Origin of the sequence: Brevundimonas sp., from assembly GCF_036659295.1 — a bacterium.
In the GTDB taxonomy this organism is placed as follows: domain Bacteria; phylum Pseudomonadota; class Alphaproteobacteria; order Caulobacterales; family Caulobacteraceae; genus Brevundimonas.
The window spans coordinates 1-16804 of record NZ_JAVXCU010000010.1 but is presented as its reverse complement, the minus strand read 5'-3'; the positions used below and the strand labels follow the sequence as shown (position 1 = coordinate 16804).

The following is a 16804-nucleotide window of genomic DNA, read 5'->3' as shown; positions in this document are numbered from 1 at the left end:
ATGTCGGTCACACCCCTAAAATCAGGTTCCGGCCGCCGTATTGCGGTGGTGTTGACCAATCTGGGCGGACCGGATGGACCCGAAGCGGTAAAACCGTTTCTGTTCAACCTGTTCAATGATCCGGCGATTATCGGTCTGCCGGGTCTTTTGCGCACGCCTCTGGCCAGGCTCATCTCCTCGCGCCGTGAAAAACCGGCGCAGGAGAACTATGCCCTGATGGGAGGCGGATCGCCGCTGCTGCCCGAAACGCGCAAACAGGCGCAGGCGCTGGAAGCTGTGTTGAACAGCCAGATGCCGCACGACGAGACGCGCGTTTTTATCGCTATGCGTTACTGGCATCCGATGACCGACGAAGCGGCCCGCGCCGTCGAGGCCTTCCGGCCCGATGAAGTGGTGCTACTGCCTCTGTACCCGCAGTATTCGACCACCACGACGGCCTCGTCGCTTAAAATCTGGCGCAAGACCTATAAGGGTTCTGGGCGTCAAAGCGTGGTGTGCTGCTATCCGCAGGCTGACGGTTTCATTGCCGCACAAGCCCGCGTGATTGGCGAGGCCTTGCAAAAAGCCGAAGGCAAGCCGGTTCGCGTGCTGTTTTCGGCCCATGGCATCCCGTCCAAACTGGTCAAACAGGGCGATCCCTATCAGGCGCAGATCGAGGCGACGGTGGCGGCGGTGGTGGCGCGCATGGAACTGAGCGACTGGGCCATCTGCTATCAGTCCAAGGTCGGGCCGATGGAATGGCTGGGACCGGCCACGCCCGATGCCATCAAACAGGCTGCGGCTGACGGTGTCGGTGCGGTGGTGGTGCCGATCGCCTTTGTTTCGGAACATATCGAGACCCTGGTCGAACTGGATATCGAATACGGTGAACTGGCCCACGAGGTTGGCTGTAGTCCGTATTTGCGTGCCCCTGCCGTCGGGATTGATGCTGACTTTATCGGCGCACTGGCCGACGAGACTATCAAAGCCATTCAGGGCCAGCAGGCCCCGCGTTGCGGAAATGGCAGTTGCGCTTGCGACAACCGTTTTGCAAAGCTTGAGACGACTATGGTCGGCAGCTCGGCCAGTGTGGCCTGACCGTTTGGCCTAGAGGATAGACAATGAACGCCTATGATCTGGCCCGTGGCCTGCACATTCTGGCCGTGATCGCGTGGATGAGCGGTATGCTCTACCTGCCGCGTCTCTATGCCTACGACGTTGAACAGAATGACAAACCGGAGCCGCTACGCTCTGAAATGCAGGGGCTTTTGCGTCTTTGGCAGACCCGCCTTCTGCGCATCATCATCAATCCGTCGATGATCCTGGCCATTGTGCTGGGCCTGTGGCTGTTCTGGTTGCGTTCGGGCAACGGGGCCGACTGGTCGTTTGCCCATCAGCCATGGATGGTGGTCAAGATTCTGGGCGTGATTGCCCTGTTCGGTTGGCATGGTTTTCTGGCCAAGAGCCGCAAGAAGATCGCCAATGGCACCTCGACCCGTTCCAGTAAGTTCTGGCGCATGAGCAATGAAATCCCCTTCCTGATCGCCATCGTCATGGTTCTGTCCGTGACGCTGGAGTGGGGCGCCTAAGCCCACCACCACGCATTGTGATGGCGGCGCCCCTTGACCGGCGCCGTCTATCCGTGGTTTCGCTTGTCCCGAACCGTGGGGCCGGACTGGCTGTGCGGTGCCTCTCTTTTGGTGACGCCTGCCGGTTTGGACCTGCGGGACCGCGTCATCTTCCCGTTCGGCCACCTGGCCACCCATTGCTGAGATTTATCGCCCTGCGCGCCATTACGGTTGCGTGGCGTGAGTACGAGCCCGCATTATGTCTGATACGCCAGAAAACGAAGTCGTTGAAAACGCTCAGGAACCTGTTGCTGAACGTCCGCGCCGCACGCTGAGCCTCGGTAGCAGCAAGGCTGCCGCCGCAGAGGCCGATCAACCGGCTGAAGACGAGGTAATCCAGAACGATTATAGCGGCGTCGACACCTCGGCCGAGGAAGACGAGGACGATGACGGCGAGCCGATGGTGCCGAATGGCCGCATCACGCTGCAGGAACTGAACGAGAAGACGCCGGAAGATCTGGTGGCCTTCGCCGAAAGCCTCGAGATTGAAAACGCTGGCAACCTGCGCAAACAGGATCTGCTGTTCGCGATCCTGAAGACGCTGGCCGACGAAGAGGTCGAGATCATTGCCTCGGGCGTGCTGGAAATCCTGCCGGACGGCTTCGGCTTCCTGCGCAGCCCCGACGCCAACTATCTTCCGGGTCCGGACGATGTCTATGTGTCGCCGTCGCAGATCCGCCGTTTCGGCCTTCGTTCGGGCGACACCGTGCATGGTGCCGTTCGTGGCCCGCGCGAAGGCGAGCGTTATTTTGCTCTGCTCAAGGTCGATACGATCAACTTCGAAGATCCGGAGATGGTCAAGACCAAGGTCCTGTTCGACAACCTGACGCCGCTCTATCCCGAAGAGCGTCTGCACATGGAAATCCAGGACCCGACGCTGAAAGACCGCTCGGGCCGTGTGATCGACATCGTCGCGCCGCTCGGCAAGGGCCAGCGTTGCCTGATCGTTGCCCCGCCGCGCGTGGGTAAGACGGTCATGCTGCAAAACATCGCCAAGTCGATCGAGAAGAACCATCCGGAAGTGTTCCTGATCGTCCTGCTGATCGACGAACGCCCCGAAGAAGTGACCGACATGCAGCGCACCGTGAAGGGCGAGGTTGTGGCCTCGACCTTTGACGAGCCGGCGACCCGTCACGTTGCCGTCGCTGAAATGGTGATCGAAAAGGCCAAGCGTCTGGTCGAGCACAAGAAGGACGTTGTGATCCTGCTGGACTCGATCACGCGTCTGGGCCGCGCCTATAACGCCACGGTCCCGTCGTCGGGCAAGGTCCTGACCGGTGGTGTGGATGCCAACGCCCTGCAACGTCCCAAGCGCTTCTTCGGCGCCGCGCGTAACGTGGAGCAGGGTGGTTCGCTGACCATCATCGCTACGGCTCTGATCGATACCGGCTCGCGCATGGACGAGGTGATCTTCGAAGAGTTCAAGGGCACCGGTAACTCGGAAATCGTGCTGGATCGCAAGGTTGCCGACAAGCGCATCTTCCCGGCCATTGACGTGCTCAAATCGGGTACCCGCAAGGAAGACCTCATCACGCCGAAGGATCAACTGGCCAAGACCTATGTCCTGCGCCGTATCCTCAACCCGATGGGCCCGCAGGATGCCATCGAGTTCCTGCTCGACAAGCTGCGCCAGTCCAAGAACAATGGCGACTTCTTCCAGTCGATGAATACGTAACAAGCTTAGCAGTAAAACCAAGACATACCCGTGGTGTTTCACGTGAAACAATGGAGCCCGTGCAATGAAGGTCAATATCGAGATTGATTGCACACCGGCCGAGGCCCGCGCTTTTCTGGGCCTGCCGGATGTGGCTCCGTTGAACGAACTGCTGGTGCAGGAAATGCAAAAACGCATGGCGGAAAACATGACCGCCATGCAGCCCGACGAACTGATGAAGTCCTGGACGTCTTTCGGCGTTCAGGCTCAGGACCAGTTCCGCCGCCTGATGGAAGCGGCCGTATCGGGCCAGACCAAGGGCTAGGTTCACGCCATGATCGACACAATTTTTGCGCTCGCGACACCTCCCGGTCGCGGGGCGGTGGCCATTATCCGCATCTCTGGCCCGGACACCGTTCAGGTGCTGGAGCGTATCGGAGCAGGGGGCGTAAAGCCGCGTCTGGCCTCGGTGCGCAATATTACCCATGACAGTAAACTTGTCGATCAGGCCCTGATCCTGCGTTTTGTCGGCCCCAACTCCTATACGGGCGAGGACAGCGCCGAACTGCATCTGCATGGCGGTCGGGCGGTGATCGAGGCCGCCAGTCTGGCCCTTATGGCCCATGGCCTGCGCCCTGCCGAGGCAGGCGAGTTTACCCGTCGCGCCTTCCAGAATGGCCGCATGGATCTAGCGCAGGCCGAGGCCGTGGCCGATCTGATCGATGCCGAAACCGAGGCCCAGAAGGCGCAAGCCCTTGGCCAGCTGGACGGCGCCTTGTCGCAAACCTATGCCGGTTTCCGACGCGATCTATTAAAAGCCCTGTCTCTGGTCGAGGCCGAGATCGACTTCCCCGACGAGGAAGTGCCGGACAATTTGGCCCGCACCGCAGGACCGGTTCTGGATCAGCTGATGTCTGATTTGAACGCCGCACTGGCCGATTCCGATCGTGGTCGCCGCGTGCGTGAAGGTTATCGCATCGTCCTGATTGGCGAGACCAATGCGGGCAAGTCGTCCCTATTTAACGCTTTGACGGCACGCGAAGCGGCTATTGTGACGCCGATCGCGGGTACAACCCGCGACGTGTTGGATGCCGATATCATGATCGGTGGCTATGCCGTGACCCTGTCCGATACGGCGGGTCTGCGTGATAGCGACGATGTTGTCGAGGCCGAAGGCATACGCCGCGCACGACTACGGGCCGAGAGCGCGGACCTTCGCCTTTGGGTGCGCTCTCCATCGCAAACGGCGAATGATGATCCGGCGGCACAGTTTGCAAAACCGGACGATCTACAGGTGTTGAACAAGGCAGACCTCGGGGCCCTGGCTCCGGTTGCGGGAATGCAGCATCTGACGGTCAGCACCCAGTCTGGGCAGGGGCTCTCAGAACTTCATGACTGGATTGCCGCCCGTCTGGCGCGTGATCTGTCGGGCGCAGACTTCCCTGCCGTGACCCGCGAACGGCACCGCCGTCGTCTGGTCGAGGCATTGACTGCGGTACAGGCGGGCCGCCGCGCACTGTATATTGCGCCGGAAATGGCGGGAGACGACCTACGCCGGGCAGCTGAAAGCCTGTCGCGTGTAACGGGGGCTATTGGTGTCGAGGACATTCTCGGCGAAGTCTTTTCCAGCTTCTGCATCGGTAAATAGCCGTTTCACGTGAAACCGTGATCGCAGCGGCATAGAGATTTCGCGCCGGATGCACTATGTGATCGGCATGAGTTTTACCCCGGATCATACCTTCGACGTTGTTGTCATTGGCGGCGGCCATGCCGGTAGCGAGGCTGCGACGGCGTCCGCACGTTTCGGCGCGCGCACACTTTTGCTCAGCCAGAAGCTGGAAACCATCGGCGAGATGAGCTGCAATCCGGCGATTGGCGGTTTGGGCAAGGGGCATCTGGTGCGCGAGATCGACGCGCTGGATGGTGTGATGGGGCGGCTTGCCGATGTTTCGGGCATCCAGTTTCGTCTGCTGAACCGCTCTAAGGGCGCGGCCGTTCGTGGCCCGCGCAGCCAGATTGACCGTAAGCTTTACCGCGAAGCCATGCAGGCCGAGCTGGCCCACTATCCGAACCTGACACAGATGGCCGGCACCGCCGAAGGTCTGATCATGGATGGCGAGCGCGTGATCGGCGTTTCGACCGCCAGTGGTGAAACCATTAGGGCAGGGGCTGTGGTCCTGACGACCGGCACCTTCCTGAACGGGGTGATCCATCGTGGTGATCTGCGTATTCCGGCAGGACGTTATGGCGAGGATCCTTCGACGGGTCTGGCCGCAGACCTGCATGCGGCGGACCTGATGATGGGGCGCCTGAAGACCGGCACGCCCGCCCGTCTGGATGGCCGCACCATTGCGTGGGAGCGTCTGGAAATGCAGGCGGCGGACGATCAGCCCGTGCCCTTCAGCTTCCTGACCGACAAGATCGAGGTGCCGCAGATTGCATGCGGCGTCACCCATACGACCGAAGAAACCCACCGTATCATCGCTGATAATCTTGGCGAGAGCGCTGTCTATGGCGGGCACTTGTCGGGCCGTGGTCCGCGCTACTGCCCGTCGATCGAGGACAAGGTTGTCCGCTTTGCCGACAAGACCAGCCATCAGGTCTTCCTTGAGCCGGAAGGTCTGGATGATCCGACGGTCTATCCGAACGGTATCTCGACCTCGGTTTCCGATGCGACACAGATGGCCTTTTTGCGCACCATGCCCGGCCTGGAGGCGGTCGAGGTCTTCCGCTTTGGCTATGCGATCGAATACGACTATGTCGACCCGCGTGAACTGACACCGGCGCTCGAAGTCAAAAAACGCCCCAATCTTTATCTGGCCGGCCAGATCAACGGCACGACCGGCTATGAAGAGGCGGGGGCTCAAGGTCTGGTAGCGGGCTTGAATGCGGCCCGTAAAGCCGCCGGAAATGACCCGATCATCTTCGGTCGCGACGAGGCCTATATCGGTGTCATGATCGATGATCTGGTGACGCGCGGCGTGACCGAACCCTACCGCATGTTCACCAGCCGCGCTGAATATCGCCTGACCCTGCGCGCAGACAATGCCGATATCCGCCTGACTGCATTGGGAATTAAGGCTGGCATCGTCGGCTCTGACCGCGAGAAGGTATGGCTGGACAAGGCAGACCGGTTATACTCGGCGAACATTGTTTCACGTGAAACACGCTTCACGCCCAAGGAAGCGGGCGAGTTGGGCATTCAGGTCAATGCCGATGGTCAGCGTCGTTCCATCCGTGACCTGCTGTCCTTCCCGTCGGTAACGCTGGACCATTTCGTGTCTGTGAAGCCGGAAATCGTCGACTGGCCCGTATCGGTGCGTGAGCAGATTGAAATCGACGCCGTCTATGCGGGCTATCTGGACCGTCAGGCGCAGGACGCCGAGGCTCTGCGTCGTGAAGAGGGCTTAAGCCTGGCGAACAATCTGGACTATGCCAGCATTGGTGCATTGTCGAACGAAGTGCGCGAGAAACTGTCGATGGTGCGTCCTCTGACACTGGGGCAGGCGGGCCGTATCGAAGGCATGACGCCGGGCGCCCTGACCGCACTTCTGGCCCACGTAAAGAAAATCAAATCGGTCGAAACCGATCTGGCCACTGTCGTCGCCTGATCGCGACACCGGAGTATTTATGTCTGATCCAATCGCGGATTTTCGCGCCAAGACCGGTGCGAGCGAGCAAAATATAGCGGACCTGCAAACTTTCCTCGCCATGCTGACCGAGACGAATGCGGTGATGAATCTGGTGGGCCCCGATAGCCTTCCCGACTTCTGGAACCGCCATGCGTGGGACAGTGCCCAGTTGCTGGCGCTGGAACCGGACGCCCTGACATGGGCTGATCTGGGAGCGGGTGCAGGGTTCCCCGGTGTGGTTCTGGCGATCATGCTGAAGGGTCGCGAAGGCGCACATGTGTGGCTGATCGACAGCCTCGGAAAACGCTGCCGCTTCTTGCAAACCGTCGTGGATGCGCTTGATCTACCGGCGACGGTGATCAATGGTCGCGCCGAGGAGCAACAGGTCAAGGTCCAGATCGTGACCGCCCGTGCCGTGGCCGCGATGGAAAAATTACTGGGTTATGCACAGCCATACTTCCAACGTGGTGCAATAGGGCTGTTCCTGAAGGGCGAGAAGGCCGAAGCAGAGTTGAAAGACGCTGCGGCTGTCTGGCACTTTGAGGGTGATCTTTCTGTGTCGCGCAGTGATCCGCGCGGCCGTATCGTTTCTGTGGGGAGTTTGCGTCGTGTCCGCTAAACCGAAAACGACCCGCGTCCTTGCGGTATCGAACCAGAAGGGTGGGGTGGGTAAAACCACGACCGCTATCAATCTGGGTACTGCCTTGGCCGCGATCGGCGAGAAGGTTCTGATCGTGGATATGGATCCGCAGGGCAATGCCTCGACGGGTCTGGGTGTTCCACGTGAAACGCGCAAGATCACCATTTACGACGTCATCGTCGACGGGCGCTCGATCAACGAAACGGCAGTCGAGACGGCTGTGCCGGGCCTGTTTATCGTCACCTCGGACCCCGATATGTCGGGCGTCGAGATCGAGTTGAGCCAGGCAGATCGCCGCTCCTACCGTCTTCGCGATGCGCTGGAAGCGCAGGCCAATGGCGATCAAAAGCCGTTCGACTATGTGCTGATTGATTGTCCGCCGTCGTTGAACCTGCTGACCTTGAACGCGATGGCAGCGGCCGATGCGGTTCTGGTGCCGCTGCAGTGCGAGTTTTTTGCACTGGAAGGCCTGACCCAGTTGATGCGCACCATCGACATGGTGAAGCAAAATCTGAACCCGTCGCTGGAAATTCAGGGTCTGGTTCTGACCATGTATGATCGCCGTAATGCCCTGTCGGGACAGGTGGCGGCCGATGTGCGCGCCCACTTTGGCGAGAAGGTTTATGAAAGCGTGATCCCGCGCAATGTGCGTGTGTCGGAGGCGCCGTCCTACGGCAAGCCCGCCCTGATCTACGATCTGAAATGTGCAGGCAGCCAGGCCTATTTGAAACTGGCGCGTGAAGTGGTGACGCGCGAGCGTCAACGTCGTCAGGCTATTGCGGCCTGAAACAGGGCGGCCTGAGAGTAAGAACAGAAAACGGAATACGCATCGTGTCTGAACGTCAACGCGGACTGGGTCGGGGCCTTTCAGCCCTGCTGGGAGAAAATGCACAGGAAGCTGTGGCGCTGGATGCTGCGTTTGCGGCCCCTGCGGGCGTGAATCGCGTTCCGATCGAGAAGCTGAAGGCCAATCCGGATCAGCCGCGGAAGGTCTTCAAAAAGGAAGATCTGGACGAACTGACGGCGTCGATCCGCGACAAGGGCGTGCTTTTGCCCATCCTCGTGCGTCCGCAACCGGGTGAACCGGGTCACTACCAGATCATCGCCGGTGAGCGTCGCTGGCGTGCGGCACAGGCCGCGCGGGTTATCTCGGTGCCGGTCGTTGTGCGTGAAATGGACGATGTCGAGGTGCTGGAAGTCGGCATTATCGAAAACGTCCAGCGGGCCGATCTGAACCCTATGGAAGAGGCCAATGCCTACGCCCAGTTGATGGAAAAGTTCGGCCGTACGCAGGATGCGGTGGCGGGCGTCGTCGGCAAGAGCCGCTCGCATGTCGCCAACACGCTGCGCCTGCTGCAACTGCCGTCGCAAGTGCGCGAACATGTCATCCATGGCCGTCTTAGCGCGGGTCATGCCCGTGCATTGATTACCGCCCCGAACCCGCTGGAACTGGCCGACGAGGTCATCTCCAAGGGTTTGAACGTGCGACAGACCGAGGTCTTGGCCCGTCGCGCCGTCGAAGGTCCAAAACCGGTTAAACCGAAGGCTGCCATTAATGCCGAAGGCGCCGCCGATATTGCCGCTCTGGAACAGGATTTGTCGGACGCGCTGGGCCTGAAGGTGGCTTTGGCGGACAAGGGCGGCAAGGGCGAGATTACCGTCAAATACGGTACGCTGGAGCAACTGGACGACCTTTGCCGTCGTCTGATGCGCAACTAGTATACTGAAAACACAGTTTAAAATGAGCAGCGGGCCTTTCGGGGTCCGTTATGCTATGGTGAGCCTATGAGCACTCAAACCCCCAAGTCCAGCCTCGCCGAGAATATGAAACGCGCTCTGGAGGCCAAAAAGGCTGCGAGCGGGCAGGGGCTCGGCATGTCCAAGGGGGTGGATGCCAAATCACTGGAAAAACGCCTCCAGCGTGAAGCCGCAGCTATGAACAAGCCCGCCTATAAGCGCATGTCACACCGCGGCTAGGGTTTAGTTGGCGAGGGCCGCTTACAGGCCCATACGGCGCGCGCGGGCGGAGATTTCCAGCAGCAGACGCTCGGCAATCAGATGCTCGGGCATACCGGTCGTCTTGGTGGCGACATCTGCGGTATTAATGCTGCCCAGCACGTCGTCGAGATATTCCAGACGCCAGCTGCGGGCCTGACGCAGCATTTCAGCTTCCTGTTTCCAGAACACACCCGCAGCCTTGGCGGCTTCTTTTGCGCCACTGCCCGAGGCCTGCAAGACATTGATCTTGCGGATTTTGGCGGCGTGGATCGAGATCATGCGCACGGCCATGACCGCGCTTTCGCCCTCGGCCAGTGCACGACGCAGTCCGGCTTGTGCAGGACCAGCGCGACCGCCAAAGGCCTGTAGGGCCGCATCGGACAGCGACGCATCCGGCTCTACGCCCAGATGCAGGTCCAGTTCGGCCGTATCAATCGTCTTGCCGGAACCCGGACCGATATAGAGGATCAGGCGCTCGATTTCCTGACGCATCAGGCCCCGTTCGCGCGGCAGACGGGCAACAAACCGGTCCAGCGCGTCGGAGGTCAGCCCAACCTTGTCTGCCCCCAGCGCATCGCGGGTCATACGCGCGACATCGCCGACCTCGTCCTCGTAACAGGCGATGGCGGCGGCCCCGTTAGCCTTCTCGGCGGCTTTGCGCAGAGCGGATTCACGCCCCAATGCACCGGCTTCGATGACCAAAAGGGCGTCGGGGTTATATTGGCCCTCGGCATGGGCGGTGACGGCGGAGGCAAGGGCCTTGTCTGTCCCACCCTTGGGATCGCCCAGACGCACCCGCACAAGGCGCCGGTCGCCCAGCATGGACAAGGCCGTAAGGGCTTCTTCCAGCTTGATCGGGTCGGCGTCGATATCGCTTTCGGTCAGCGAGGTGACGTTGAACGGATCGTTCAGGTCAGGCGTGACGGTCTTACACAGTATGACCGCGCGTTCCTGCACGCCCGAACGGTCCTTGCCGTGCAGCAGGGCCACGCGGATATGCGGCTCGGGCGTCTTGAGGAAACGGTCAATCTCGGGCCGCTTGGAGAGGATCACGCGGGGCTCCTCGAGATCAGCGCGTCGACAGGGTGCGCATCAGGTCCAGACGGATCAGGCGGGCCAGATCGGCGGCCGCGCGGTCTTCACCGTCCTGCTGGGCGGCAATGGCAGCATAGGGCTGATCGGCGGCGGCATAGGTGGTGGTCGTGGTCCGCTCGCCGGACAGGGGTTGTCCGCCGGCAACGGGGGTCAGGGTCCATTTGGCCTTGACCGTCAGTTGATAGCGGGTGGCCGTATCATCGATGCGGCGGCCCAGAGGCAGACGGGACTGCTCGACCTGTGTTTCCATGCGCCATTGCGCAGGCAGGGCGGCATTACGCCCGAAGGCGTCTTCCAGCTGTTCTCTGAGGCGGTAACCCAGACGGTCATCGGGGGTAGAAACCGCAATCTGCGACAGCTGGCTGCCGATCGCACCTTCCCCTGTCTGGCCATAGATGGGGGTGAACCCGCACGCCGACAGCAGTATGGCCGAGGCAGCGAGGACGGACAGGGGAAGGATGCGTTTCATCAGTTGGCTACCAGGTTCACAATGCGATCCGGCACCACAATCACCTTGCGGACCGTCAGGTTGTTGGCCTCAAGGTAGGCCTTAACGGTCGCATTGGCGAGTGCCGCCGCTTCGACATCGGCATTGTCGGCACCGCGCGGCATCTGCACTTCGCCACGACGCTTGCCACCGATTTGCACCGGCATAACGACTTGGTCGTCAGCGGCCAAGGCGGCATCAAATACCGGCCATTCGGCATCCAGAACCATGCCGGCCAGACCCAGTCGCGTCCAGCCTTCTTCGGCCAGGTGCGGGGTGAACGGCGCGACCAGACGGGCCAGTACCGACAGGGCGGTCTTCTTGGCTTCGCCACCGGCCTTGGCGTGGTCTTTCAATACAGCGAGGAAGGCATAAAGCTTGGCGATGGCAGAGTTGAAGCGGAAATGCTCCACGCCTTCGCTGACGGCCTTGATGGTCTTGTGGGTCTCGCGGATCAGGCTGGCATCGACATCGGCATTGGCGGGGGCCGATGCATCGAAGCTGTCAAACTCGGTCCAGGCACGCTGGACAAAGCGCGAGGCGCCTTCGACGCCACCGGCCGACCATTGCACGTCACGCTCGGGCGGGCTGTCGGAAAGCACGAACAGGCGACCGGCATCCACGCCATAGGTGGCGATGATATCGGCAGGGGCGACGTCGCCGATGGTGATCTCGGCACCGTTGGACAGGCGACGCGCGACGCGCTTGCCGTCAACATGCTCGATCTGCACGTCCGAAGGCTCGACCCAGCGGGGCTTACCGCTGTCTTCATGGCCCTCATAATAGGTTTCGTGCACCACCATACCCTGGGTGAACAGACCCGCGAACGGTTCTTTCACATCCATCAGACCGACATCCGACAGGGCGCGGGTGATGAAACGGGCATACAACAGGTGCAACACGGCGTGCTCGATGCCGCCGATATACTGGTCGACGGGCAGCCATTTGGCCGCCGCGGCCGGATTGATGGGGGTTGCGGCCTTGGGGTCGGTAAAGCGGGCGAAATACCAGCTGGAATCGACGAAGGTATCCAGCGTGTCCGTCTCGCGGCGTGCAGGCTTGGCGCAGGTCGGGCAGTTGACGTGTTTCCACGTCGCATGGCGATCCAGCGGGTTGCCCGGTACGTCGAAGGTGACATCGTGCGGCAGTTCGACCGGCAGCTGGTCGGCGGGGACCGGCACCACACCGCAATCCTCGCAGTGGATGACCGGAATGGGGCAACCCCAGTAGCGCTGGCGGCTGACGCCCCAGTCACGCAGACGGTAGATGGTGGCACCCTTGCCGGTACCGGCGGCTTCGATCTTGGCGATCGCGGCGGCCTTGGCCTCTTCGATCTCCATGCCGTTCATGAAGTCCGAATTGAACAGCACGCCGGGGCCGGTATAGGCCTCGTTCTCGACGGTGAAGCTCTCATCGGCATCATGCGGGCGCACCACAGCCTTGACCGGCAGATTGTATTTGCGGGCAAAGTCGAGGTCGCGCTGGTCGTGGGCCGGGCAGGCGAAGATTGCGCCGGTGCCGTATTCGGACAGGATGAAGTTGGCGATCCATACCGGCACTTCTTCGCCGGTGAACGGGTGGATAGCCTTCAGGCCGGTGTCCCAGCCGATCTTCTCGGCCTGTTCGATCTCGGCTTGAGAAGCGCCACCCTTGCGGCATTCGGCGACGAAATCGGCGACGCGCGGATCGGCTTGGGCCAGTTGTTTCGAGATCGCGTGGTCGGGAGCCAGACCCAGGAAGGACGCGCCATAGAAGGTGTCCGGACGGGTGGTGTAGATTTCCACGCCGTCTTCATAGCCAGCCGGAGCGGTGCCTGCGAAGGCCCACTTCATCTGCAGGCCCTTGGAGCGGCCGATCCAGTTTTCCTGCATCAAACGCACCTTGTCGGGCCAGCGGCCTTCAAGGTCTTTCAGGCCGTCGATCAGGTCGTCGGCATAGTCGGTAATACGCAGGAACCACTGGGTCAGCTTGCGCTTCTCGACCAGTGCGCCCGAGCGCCAGCCGCGACCGTCGATAACCTGTTCATTGGCCAGAACAGTATTGTCGACCGGATCCCAGTTGACGGTGCCTTCTTTGCGATAAACCAGACCGCGCTTGTACAGCTCCAGGAACCAGCCCTGTTGCTGGCCGTAATATTCCGGATCGCAGGTGGCGATCTCACGCGACCAGTCCAGCGACAGGCCCAGCAGTTTCAACTGGCCACGCATGGTTTCGATGTTGGAATAGGTCCAGTCACCCGGATGGACGCCACGCTCCATGGCGGCGTTTTCGGCGGGCATACCAAAGGCATCCCAGCCCATCGGGTGCAGGACGTCAAAGCCTTGCGCGCGCTTGAGGCGGGCAATGACGTCGCCCATCACATAGTTGCGGGCATGTCCCATATGGATGTTGCCCGACGGGTACGGGAACATTTCGAGGACGTAGTATTTCGGGCGACCGGTATCCTCGTTGGAGACGGAAAAAGCGTCAGCCTCGGCCCAGCGGGCCTGTTGGCGAGGTTCGGTGATCTTGGGCTCGTAGCGGGCCACGGTGTATCCTAGGCAATGCCTCAGGCGGGACGCGTGAGGCAGGCCTGAGGACTAGCTGAAAGTAAAAGGGTGGGGTCGCGCAGCCCTTAGCGGGCTGCGTTGGTAAGGTTGAGTTGGCGCGCCTTGGTCAGGATGGCGTTTTCCAGATCGGTCTCGGTCTGGGCGGCAACAGGGGCCGAGACCCAGTTGCCGGCGGCATCTTGAACTTCCTTGGTGACAGCGACGTTCAGCGCATCGGCGCGCAGACGGCGATCAAGGATGAAGACGGTCGCTTTAAAACGCTCGTTCGGGGTCTGGGGATTGGTGTACCAGTCATAATTGACCACGCCGCCCCACGGGTCGGCACTGGCCAGCGGCATGAAGGACAGCGTGTCCAGCGAAGCGCGCCACAGATAGGCGTTTACGCCGATGCCCAGACGATCTTCGACCGAGGCAACCTTTTCGGACTTCTTGCCGACGAACGGCAGGCTTGAGCAACCGCTTACTAGTAGGCCGGTAGCGACCAGAGCGAGAGCGACGCCGCGAACAAAAGCCATTCCAAGATCTCCAAAAAGGTCTCGATGATAAATTAGGGCCAAGGCTACCGGGTCATCGACCCGAGCCAAAGCACTGGAAAGAAGCTCTATAACACGCTGAAAAGGGGGTGTGACAAGCGCGGGTGATCGCTGTGCGATTATAAATGCCGTCCAGCGTCGTAAAGGCCCTTCATGGTTAAGGCTTTATAGCCCCGCCGGATCAATTCCGTGACGGATGTGACACAGGTGAGAGCGGACTTGGTCTGCAACAGTGTATTCGTGCCAGCGTTAGCCAAGAGTCCGTTGACCGAAGGTGGCGGCGGTGTCTAATCGAACCTATCTGCTCCCTGTGGACAGATAGTTCTGGTTGCTCAACCGTATTGATCGGTACGGGCGTTTTTGGATGATGGTTTGATGCGCATCGGCGTAGCAGGTCTGGCAATCGCAGGCGCTCTGGCAATAGCCGGAATGTCGTCGGCGGCTCATGCCCAGTCAGCTTCGCGCGGTCAGGTCAATCTGGCCCAAGCCATGAACACGCCGGTTTCCACTGCAACAGAACGCGCCGCGACGGTACAGCCGCAGCGCCGTGGTCTGCGTCTGCATGAAAACGGCCGATGGGGTCTGAACCTCAATCTGAGCCAGCCTGTCGGTCGCGAGACCGAATGGGGTGATGTCGAAGCCGGTGCCTATTACCGCCTTAGCCCGCGCTTGCGCGTTGGCGCTGCGGCGCAACTGGCCACGCCGGATCGTGATCCGGCTCGCGCTCCGGAAACCGACCGCCGCACGCAACCGCGTGTGCGTCTGGAAACCATCTTCAAATTCTAGTCAGCGGCCAAAGGCGCGACTGATCGCTTCGACCCCTGCGATGCCGCAGGCGCGTGTCTCAAGCAATTGTGCCGCATTGGCCGGATGAATGCCGCCTAAGCCATAGGCAGGGCAGGGCAGGGCCGCGATAATCTGCGAGAAGGTTTGCAGACCCAGATCGGTTTTGGCCGCAGAGGCCCCACCTGCCGGAAAGACGGGCGAGACGATAAAGGCATCCAGCCCCGTGGCGTTACGCTGCCCCAAGGGGCCGTGCAGGGCGCAGGTCAGTAACCAGTGCGGATAGGCCTGAGACAGGTTTTCGGCCCGCGCCATATCCGTTTCCGGCAGATGCAGACCGTCGGCGCCGATGGCGGCGGCCAGAACTTCGTCCTTGCCGACCAGCAGCTTGACCCCGGCCTGATCACAGGCTGCACGAAGCTTTAATCCTGTCGCTTCGGCATCGGGACGCGAAAAGGCGCGATAGACCACGCCAGACCCCTGCGGAAGATTTTGCGCAATCGTCCACGGTTCGGGGGTACGCTCGGGATCGGTAAAAAACAGCAGCGGGGGCAAAGAATGCCCGCGCGGGCTGACACCGCCCGAACGACGCGCTAGTGCCAAGGCGGTCTGTGCGAGGATGTCTGCGTCAGCGGAGAAAGACATGAGCATCACTAATCCTGCTTTTTCGGCGTCGTCCATCCTTGAAAACTTTACGGCTGTGCGCGGCCAGATCGAAACCGCTTGTGTTAAGGCCGGACGCGACCCGTCCTCGGCCATCCTGACGGCGGTCAGCAAGACGCAAACCCTTGAGGCTCTCTCGGCAGCCTTGGCGACAGGCCAGCGTGTGTTTGGCGAAAACCGCGTGCAGGAGGCCTATCAGCACTGGGCGCACCAGCGCGACGGGCTGGAACTGCGCCTGATCGGCCCGCTCCAGACCAATAAGGCCCTGGAGGCGGTCACCCTGTTCGACGTGATCGAGACGCTGGATCGCGAGAAACTGGCCAAGGCTCTGGCAGAAGCTATCACCAAGACGGGCCGGACAATCCGCGTTCTGGTGCAGGTGAATACGGGGGCAGAGCCGCAAAAGGCCGGTGTCTTGCCCGCCGATGCCGATGCCATGATCGCTATGGCGCGGGACACCTACGGGCTGAATGTCGAAGGGGTGATGTGTATCCCGCCTGCCGACCAAGACCCCGTCCCCCATTTCCAGTGTCTGAAAACCATTGCCGACAAAAATGGCCTGACAGTCGTTTCGATGGGGATGAGCGGTGACTTCGAGGCGGCAATTGCCTGTGGTGCCACCCATGTTCGTGTCGGTTCGGCACTGTTTGGGCAGAGAAATAGGTAAAATCGGCTGTAATCGCCCCTATTACGGTTCGTGCCCCTTGGCTTAGGCCGTTTGGGTCGCCATTGTCTGGTTATGCCGACGCCAAAGACGATCCTGATCATCGACGACGACGACGATCTGCGCGAAGCCCTCGCCGAGCAGCTCGCGATCCACGAAGAATTCCGCCCCGTTCAGGTTGCCAATGCCACCGACGGGATCAAGCAGGCGCGCGAATCCCGCGCGGACCTGATCCTGCTGGATGTTGACCTGCCGGATATGGATGGCCGCGAGGCCTGCCGCATGATCCGCAAGGCCGGTGTTTCGACACCGGTGATCATGCTGACCGGGCAGTCGTCGGATTCCGACGCCATTCTGGGTCTGGATTCCGGTGCCAATGACTATGTGACCAAGCCTTTTAGTGTACAAGAGTTGATGGCACGTATACGGGTCATGTTGAGGAATCAGGTTGCACAGACAACAGAATCCGCTATTTTTGATGATGGGGTGTTAAAAATTG

General features: G+C 60.9%; 18 protein-coding genes. 13 read left to right on the top strand and 5 right to left on the bottom strand.

From position 1 onward, the window contains the following. From hemH to RSB01_RS03580, 10 genes are all read left to right on the top strand, one after another. Positions 1–1077: a ferrochelatase gene (hemH, locus tag RSB01_RS03625; protein ID WP_332590243.1), complete on the top strand. Its 1077-nt coding sequence runs from the start codon at positions 1–3 to the stop codon at positions 1075–1077. A 23-nt stretch (positions 1078–1100) separates the two neighbouring features. Continuing rightward, entirely contained in the window at positions 1101–1568 is a 468-nt protein-coding gene (locus RSB01_RS03620) for a CopD family protein (protein WP_332590242.1), read from the top strand. 238 nt (positions 1569–1806) lie between these two features. Beyond that, positions 1807–3282 carry a transcription termination factor Rho gene (gene rho, locus RSB01_RS03615; RefSeq protein WP_332619337.1) on the top strand — a complete coding sequence of 492 codons (1476 nt, stop codon included), beginning with the start codon at positions 1807–1809 and terminating at the stop codon, positions 3280–3282. A 64-nt stretch (positions 3283–3346) separates the two neighbouring features. Continuing rightward, entirely contained in the window at positions 3347–3586 is a 240-nt protein-coding gene (locus tag RSB01_RS03610; protein WP_167175632.1) for a DUF6489 family protein, read from the top strand. 9 nt (positions 3587–3595) lie between these two features. Then, a complete protein-coding gene (gene mnmE / locus RSB01_RS03605; protein WP_332591768.1) occupies positions 3596–4909 on the top strand; it encodes a tRNA uridine-5-carboxymethylaminomethyl(34) synthesis GTPase MnmE in 1314 nt (437 codons plus the stop codon). A gap of 49 nt (positions 4910–4958) precedes the next feature. Beyond that, entirely contained in the window at positions 4959–6872 is a 1914-nt protein-coding gene (gene mnmG / locus RSB01_RS03600; RefSeq protein ID WP_332591767.1) for a tRNA uridine-5-carboxymethylaminomethyl(34) synthesis enzyme MnmG, read from the top strand. 19 nt (positions 6873–6891) lie between these two features. After that, the gene (gene rsmG, locus RSB01_RS03595) at positions 6892–7512 is read left to right on the top strand and encodes a 16S rRNA (guanine(527)-N(7))-methyltransferase RsmG (RefSeq protein WP_332589891.1); all 621 of its coding nucleotides are present in this window, start codon (positions 6892–6894) and stop codon (positions 7510–7512) included. Then, on the top strand, positions 7502–8320 hold the full coding sequence (locus RSB01_RS03590) for a ParA family protein (RefSeq protein ID WP_332589890.1): 819 nt from the start codon (positions 7502–7504) through the stop codon (positions 8318–8320). Before rsmG ends, RSB01_RS03590 begins: the two co-directional genes overlap by 11 nt. 44 nt (positions 8321–8364) lie before the next feature. Then, positions 8365–9252 carry a ParB/RepB/Spo0J family partition protein gene (locus tag RSB01_RS03585; RefSeq protein WP_332589889.1) on the top strand — a complete coding sequence of 296 codons (888 nt, stop codon included), beginning with the start codon at positions 8365–8367 and terminating at the stop codon, positions 9250–9252. A 66-nt stretch (positions 9253–9318) separates the two neighbouring features. Beyond that, positions 9319–9510, top strand: a complete 192-nt coding sequence (locus tag RSB01_RS03580; RefSeq protein WP_332589888.1) for a hypothetical protein — start codon at positions 9319–9321, stop codon at positions 9508–9510. A gap of 21 nt (positions 9511–9531) precedes the next feature. On the opposite strand, the gene holA is transcribed toward RSB01_RS03580, so the two are convergent. The 4 genes from holA to RSB01_RS03560 all read right to left on the bottom strand — a co-directional run bounded on the left by holA (position 9532) and on the right by RSB01_RS03560 (position 14177). Continuing rightward, positions 9532–10584 carry a DNA polymerase III subunit delta gene (gene holA / locus RSB01_RS03575; protein ID WP_332589887.1) on the bottom strand — a complete coding sequence of 351 codons (1053 nt, stop codon included), beginning with the start codon at positions 10582–10584 and terminating at the stop codon, positions 9532–9534. A 16-nt stretch (positions 10585–10600) separates the two neighbouring features. Further along, positions 10601–11095, bottom strand: coding sequence for an LPS assembly lipoprotein LptE (gene lptE / locus RSB01_RS03570; RefSeq protein WP_332589886.1), 495 nt, complete (start codon positions 11093–11095; stop codon positions 10601–10603). Beyond that, positions 11095–13641, bottom strand: a complete 2547-nt coding sequence (gene leuS, locus RSB01_RS03565; RefSeq protein ID WP_332625082.1) for a leucine--tRNA ligase — start codon at positions 13639–13641, stop codon at positions 11095–11097. The genes lptE and leuS overlap by 1 nt, the downstream gene beginning before the upstream one ends. Positions 13642–13727: 86 nt before the next feature. Continuing rightward, the gene (locus RSB01_RS03560; protein ID WP_332625080.1) at positions 13728–14177 is read right to left on the bottom strand and encodes a DUF3576 domain-containing protein; all 450 of its coding nucleotides are present in this window, start codon (positions 14175–14177) and stop codon (positions 13728–13730) included. Positions 14178–14570: 393 nt separating this feature from the next. On the opposite strand from RSB01_RS03560, the gene RSB01_RS03555 reads away from it, so the two are divergent. Next, positions 14571–14981 carry an NtrZ family periplasmic regulatory protein gene (locus RSB01_RS03555; protein WP_332589883.1) on the top strand — a complete coding sequence of 137 codons (411 nt, stop codon included), beginning with the start codon at positions 14571–14573 and terminating at the stop codon, positions 14979–14981. Here the strand turns inward: RSB01_RS03555 and RSB01_RS03550 are convergent, their stop codons facing one another. Next, positions 14982–15623, bottom strand: a complete 642-nt coding sequence (locus RSB01_RS03550; RefSeq protein ID WP_332589882.1) for a thiamine phosphate synthase — start codon at positions 15621–15623, stop codon at positions 14982–14984. On the opposite strand from RSB01_RS03550, the gene RSB01_RS03545 reads away from it, so the two are divergent. Next, complete coding sequence (locus tag RSB01_RS03545; RefSeq protein ID WP_332589881.1) at positions 15622–16308, top strand: YggS family pyridoxal phosphate-dependent enzyme; 687 nt, start codon at positions 15622–15624, stop codon at positions 16306–16308. The two genes, RSB01_RS03550 and RSB01_RS03545, sit on opposite strands and share 2 nt — an antisense overlap. A gap of 72 nt (positions 16309–16380) precedes the next feature. Next, the coding region (locus tag RSB01_RS03540) for a response regulator (protein ID WP_332625078.1) at positions 16381–16804 on the top strand (424 nt) is incomplete at its 3' end.

Excerpts from the sequence above, each read along its gene's own strand:
- mnmE (WP_332591768.1), top strand. The coding sequence starts at position 3,596 with ATGATCGACACAATTTTTGCGCTCGCGACACCTCCCGGTCGCGGGGCG.
- RSB01_RS03580 (WP_332589888.1), top strand. The coding sequence starts at position 9,319 with ATGAGCACTCAAACCCCCAAGTCCAGCCTCGCCGAGAATATGAAACGC.
- rsmG (WP_332589891.1), top strand. The coding sequence starts at position 6,892 with ATGTCTGATCCAATCGCGGATTTTCGCGCCAAGACCGGTGCGAGCGAG.
- lptE (WP_332589886.1), bottom strand. The coding sequence starts at position 11,095 with ATGAAACGCATCCTTCCCCTGTCCGTCCTCGCTGCCTCGGCCATACTG.
- RSB01_RS03610 (WP_167175632.1), top strand. The coding sequence starts at position 3,347 with ATGAAGGTCAATATCGAGATTGATTGCACACCGGCCGAGGCCCGCGCT.
- RSB01_RS03560 (WP_332625080.1), bottom strand. The coding sequence starts at position 14,177 with ATGGCTTTTGTTCGCGGCGTCGCTCTCGCTCTGGTCGCTACCGGCCTA.
- hemH (WP_332590243.1), top strand. The coding sequence starts at position 1 with ATGTCGGTCACACCCCTAAAATCAGGTTCCGGCCGCCGTATTGCGGTG.
- RSB01_RS03550 (WP_332589882.1), bottom strand. The coding sequence starts at position 15,623 with ATGTCTTTCTCCGCTGACGCAGACATCCTCGCACAGACCGCCTTGGCA.
- RSB01_RS03620 (WP_332590242.1), top strand. The coding sequence starts at position 1,101 with ATGAACGCCTATGATCTGGCCCGTGGCCTGCACATTCTGGCCGTGATC.
- mnmG (WP_332591767.1), top strand. The coding sequence starts at position 4,959 with ATGCACTATGTGATCGGCATGAGTTTTACCCCGGATCATACCTTCGAC.
- RSB01_RS03545 (WP_332589881.1), top strand. The coding sequence starts at position 15,622 with ATGAGCATCACTAATCCTGCTTTTTCGGCGTCGTCCATCCTTGAAAAC.
- rho (WP_332619337.1), top strand. The coding sequence starts at position 1,807 with ATGTCTGATACGCCAGAAAACGAAGTCGTTGAAAACGCTCAGGAACCT.
- RSB01_RS03555 (WP_332589883.1), top strand. The coding sequence starts at position 14,571 with ATGCGCATCGGCGTAGCAGGTCTGGCAATCGCAGGCGCTCTGGCAATA.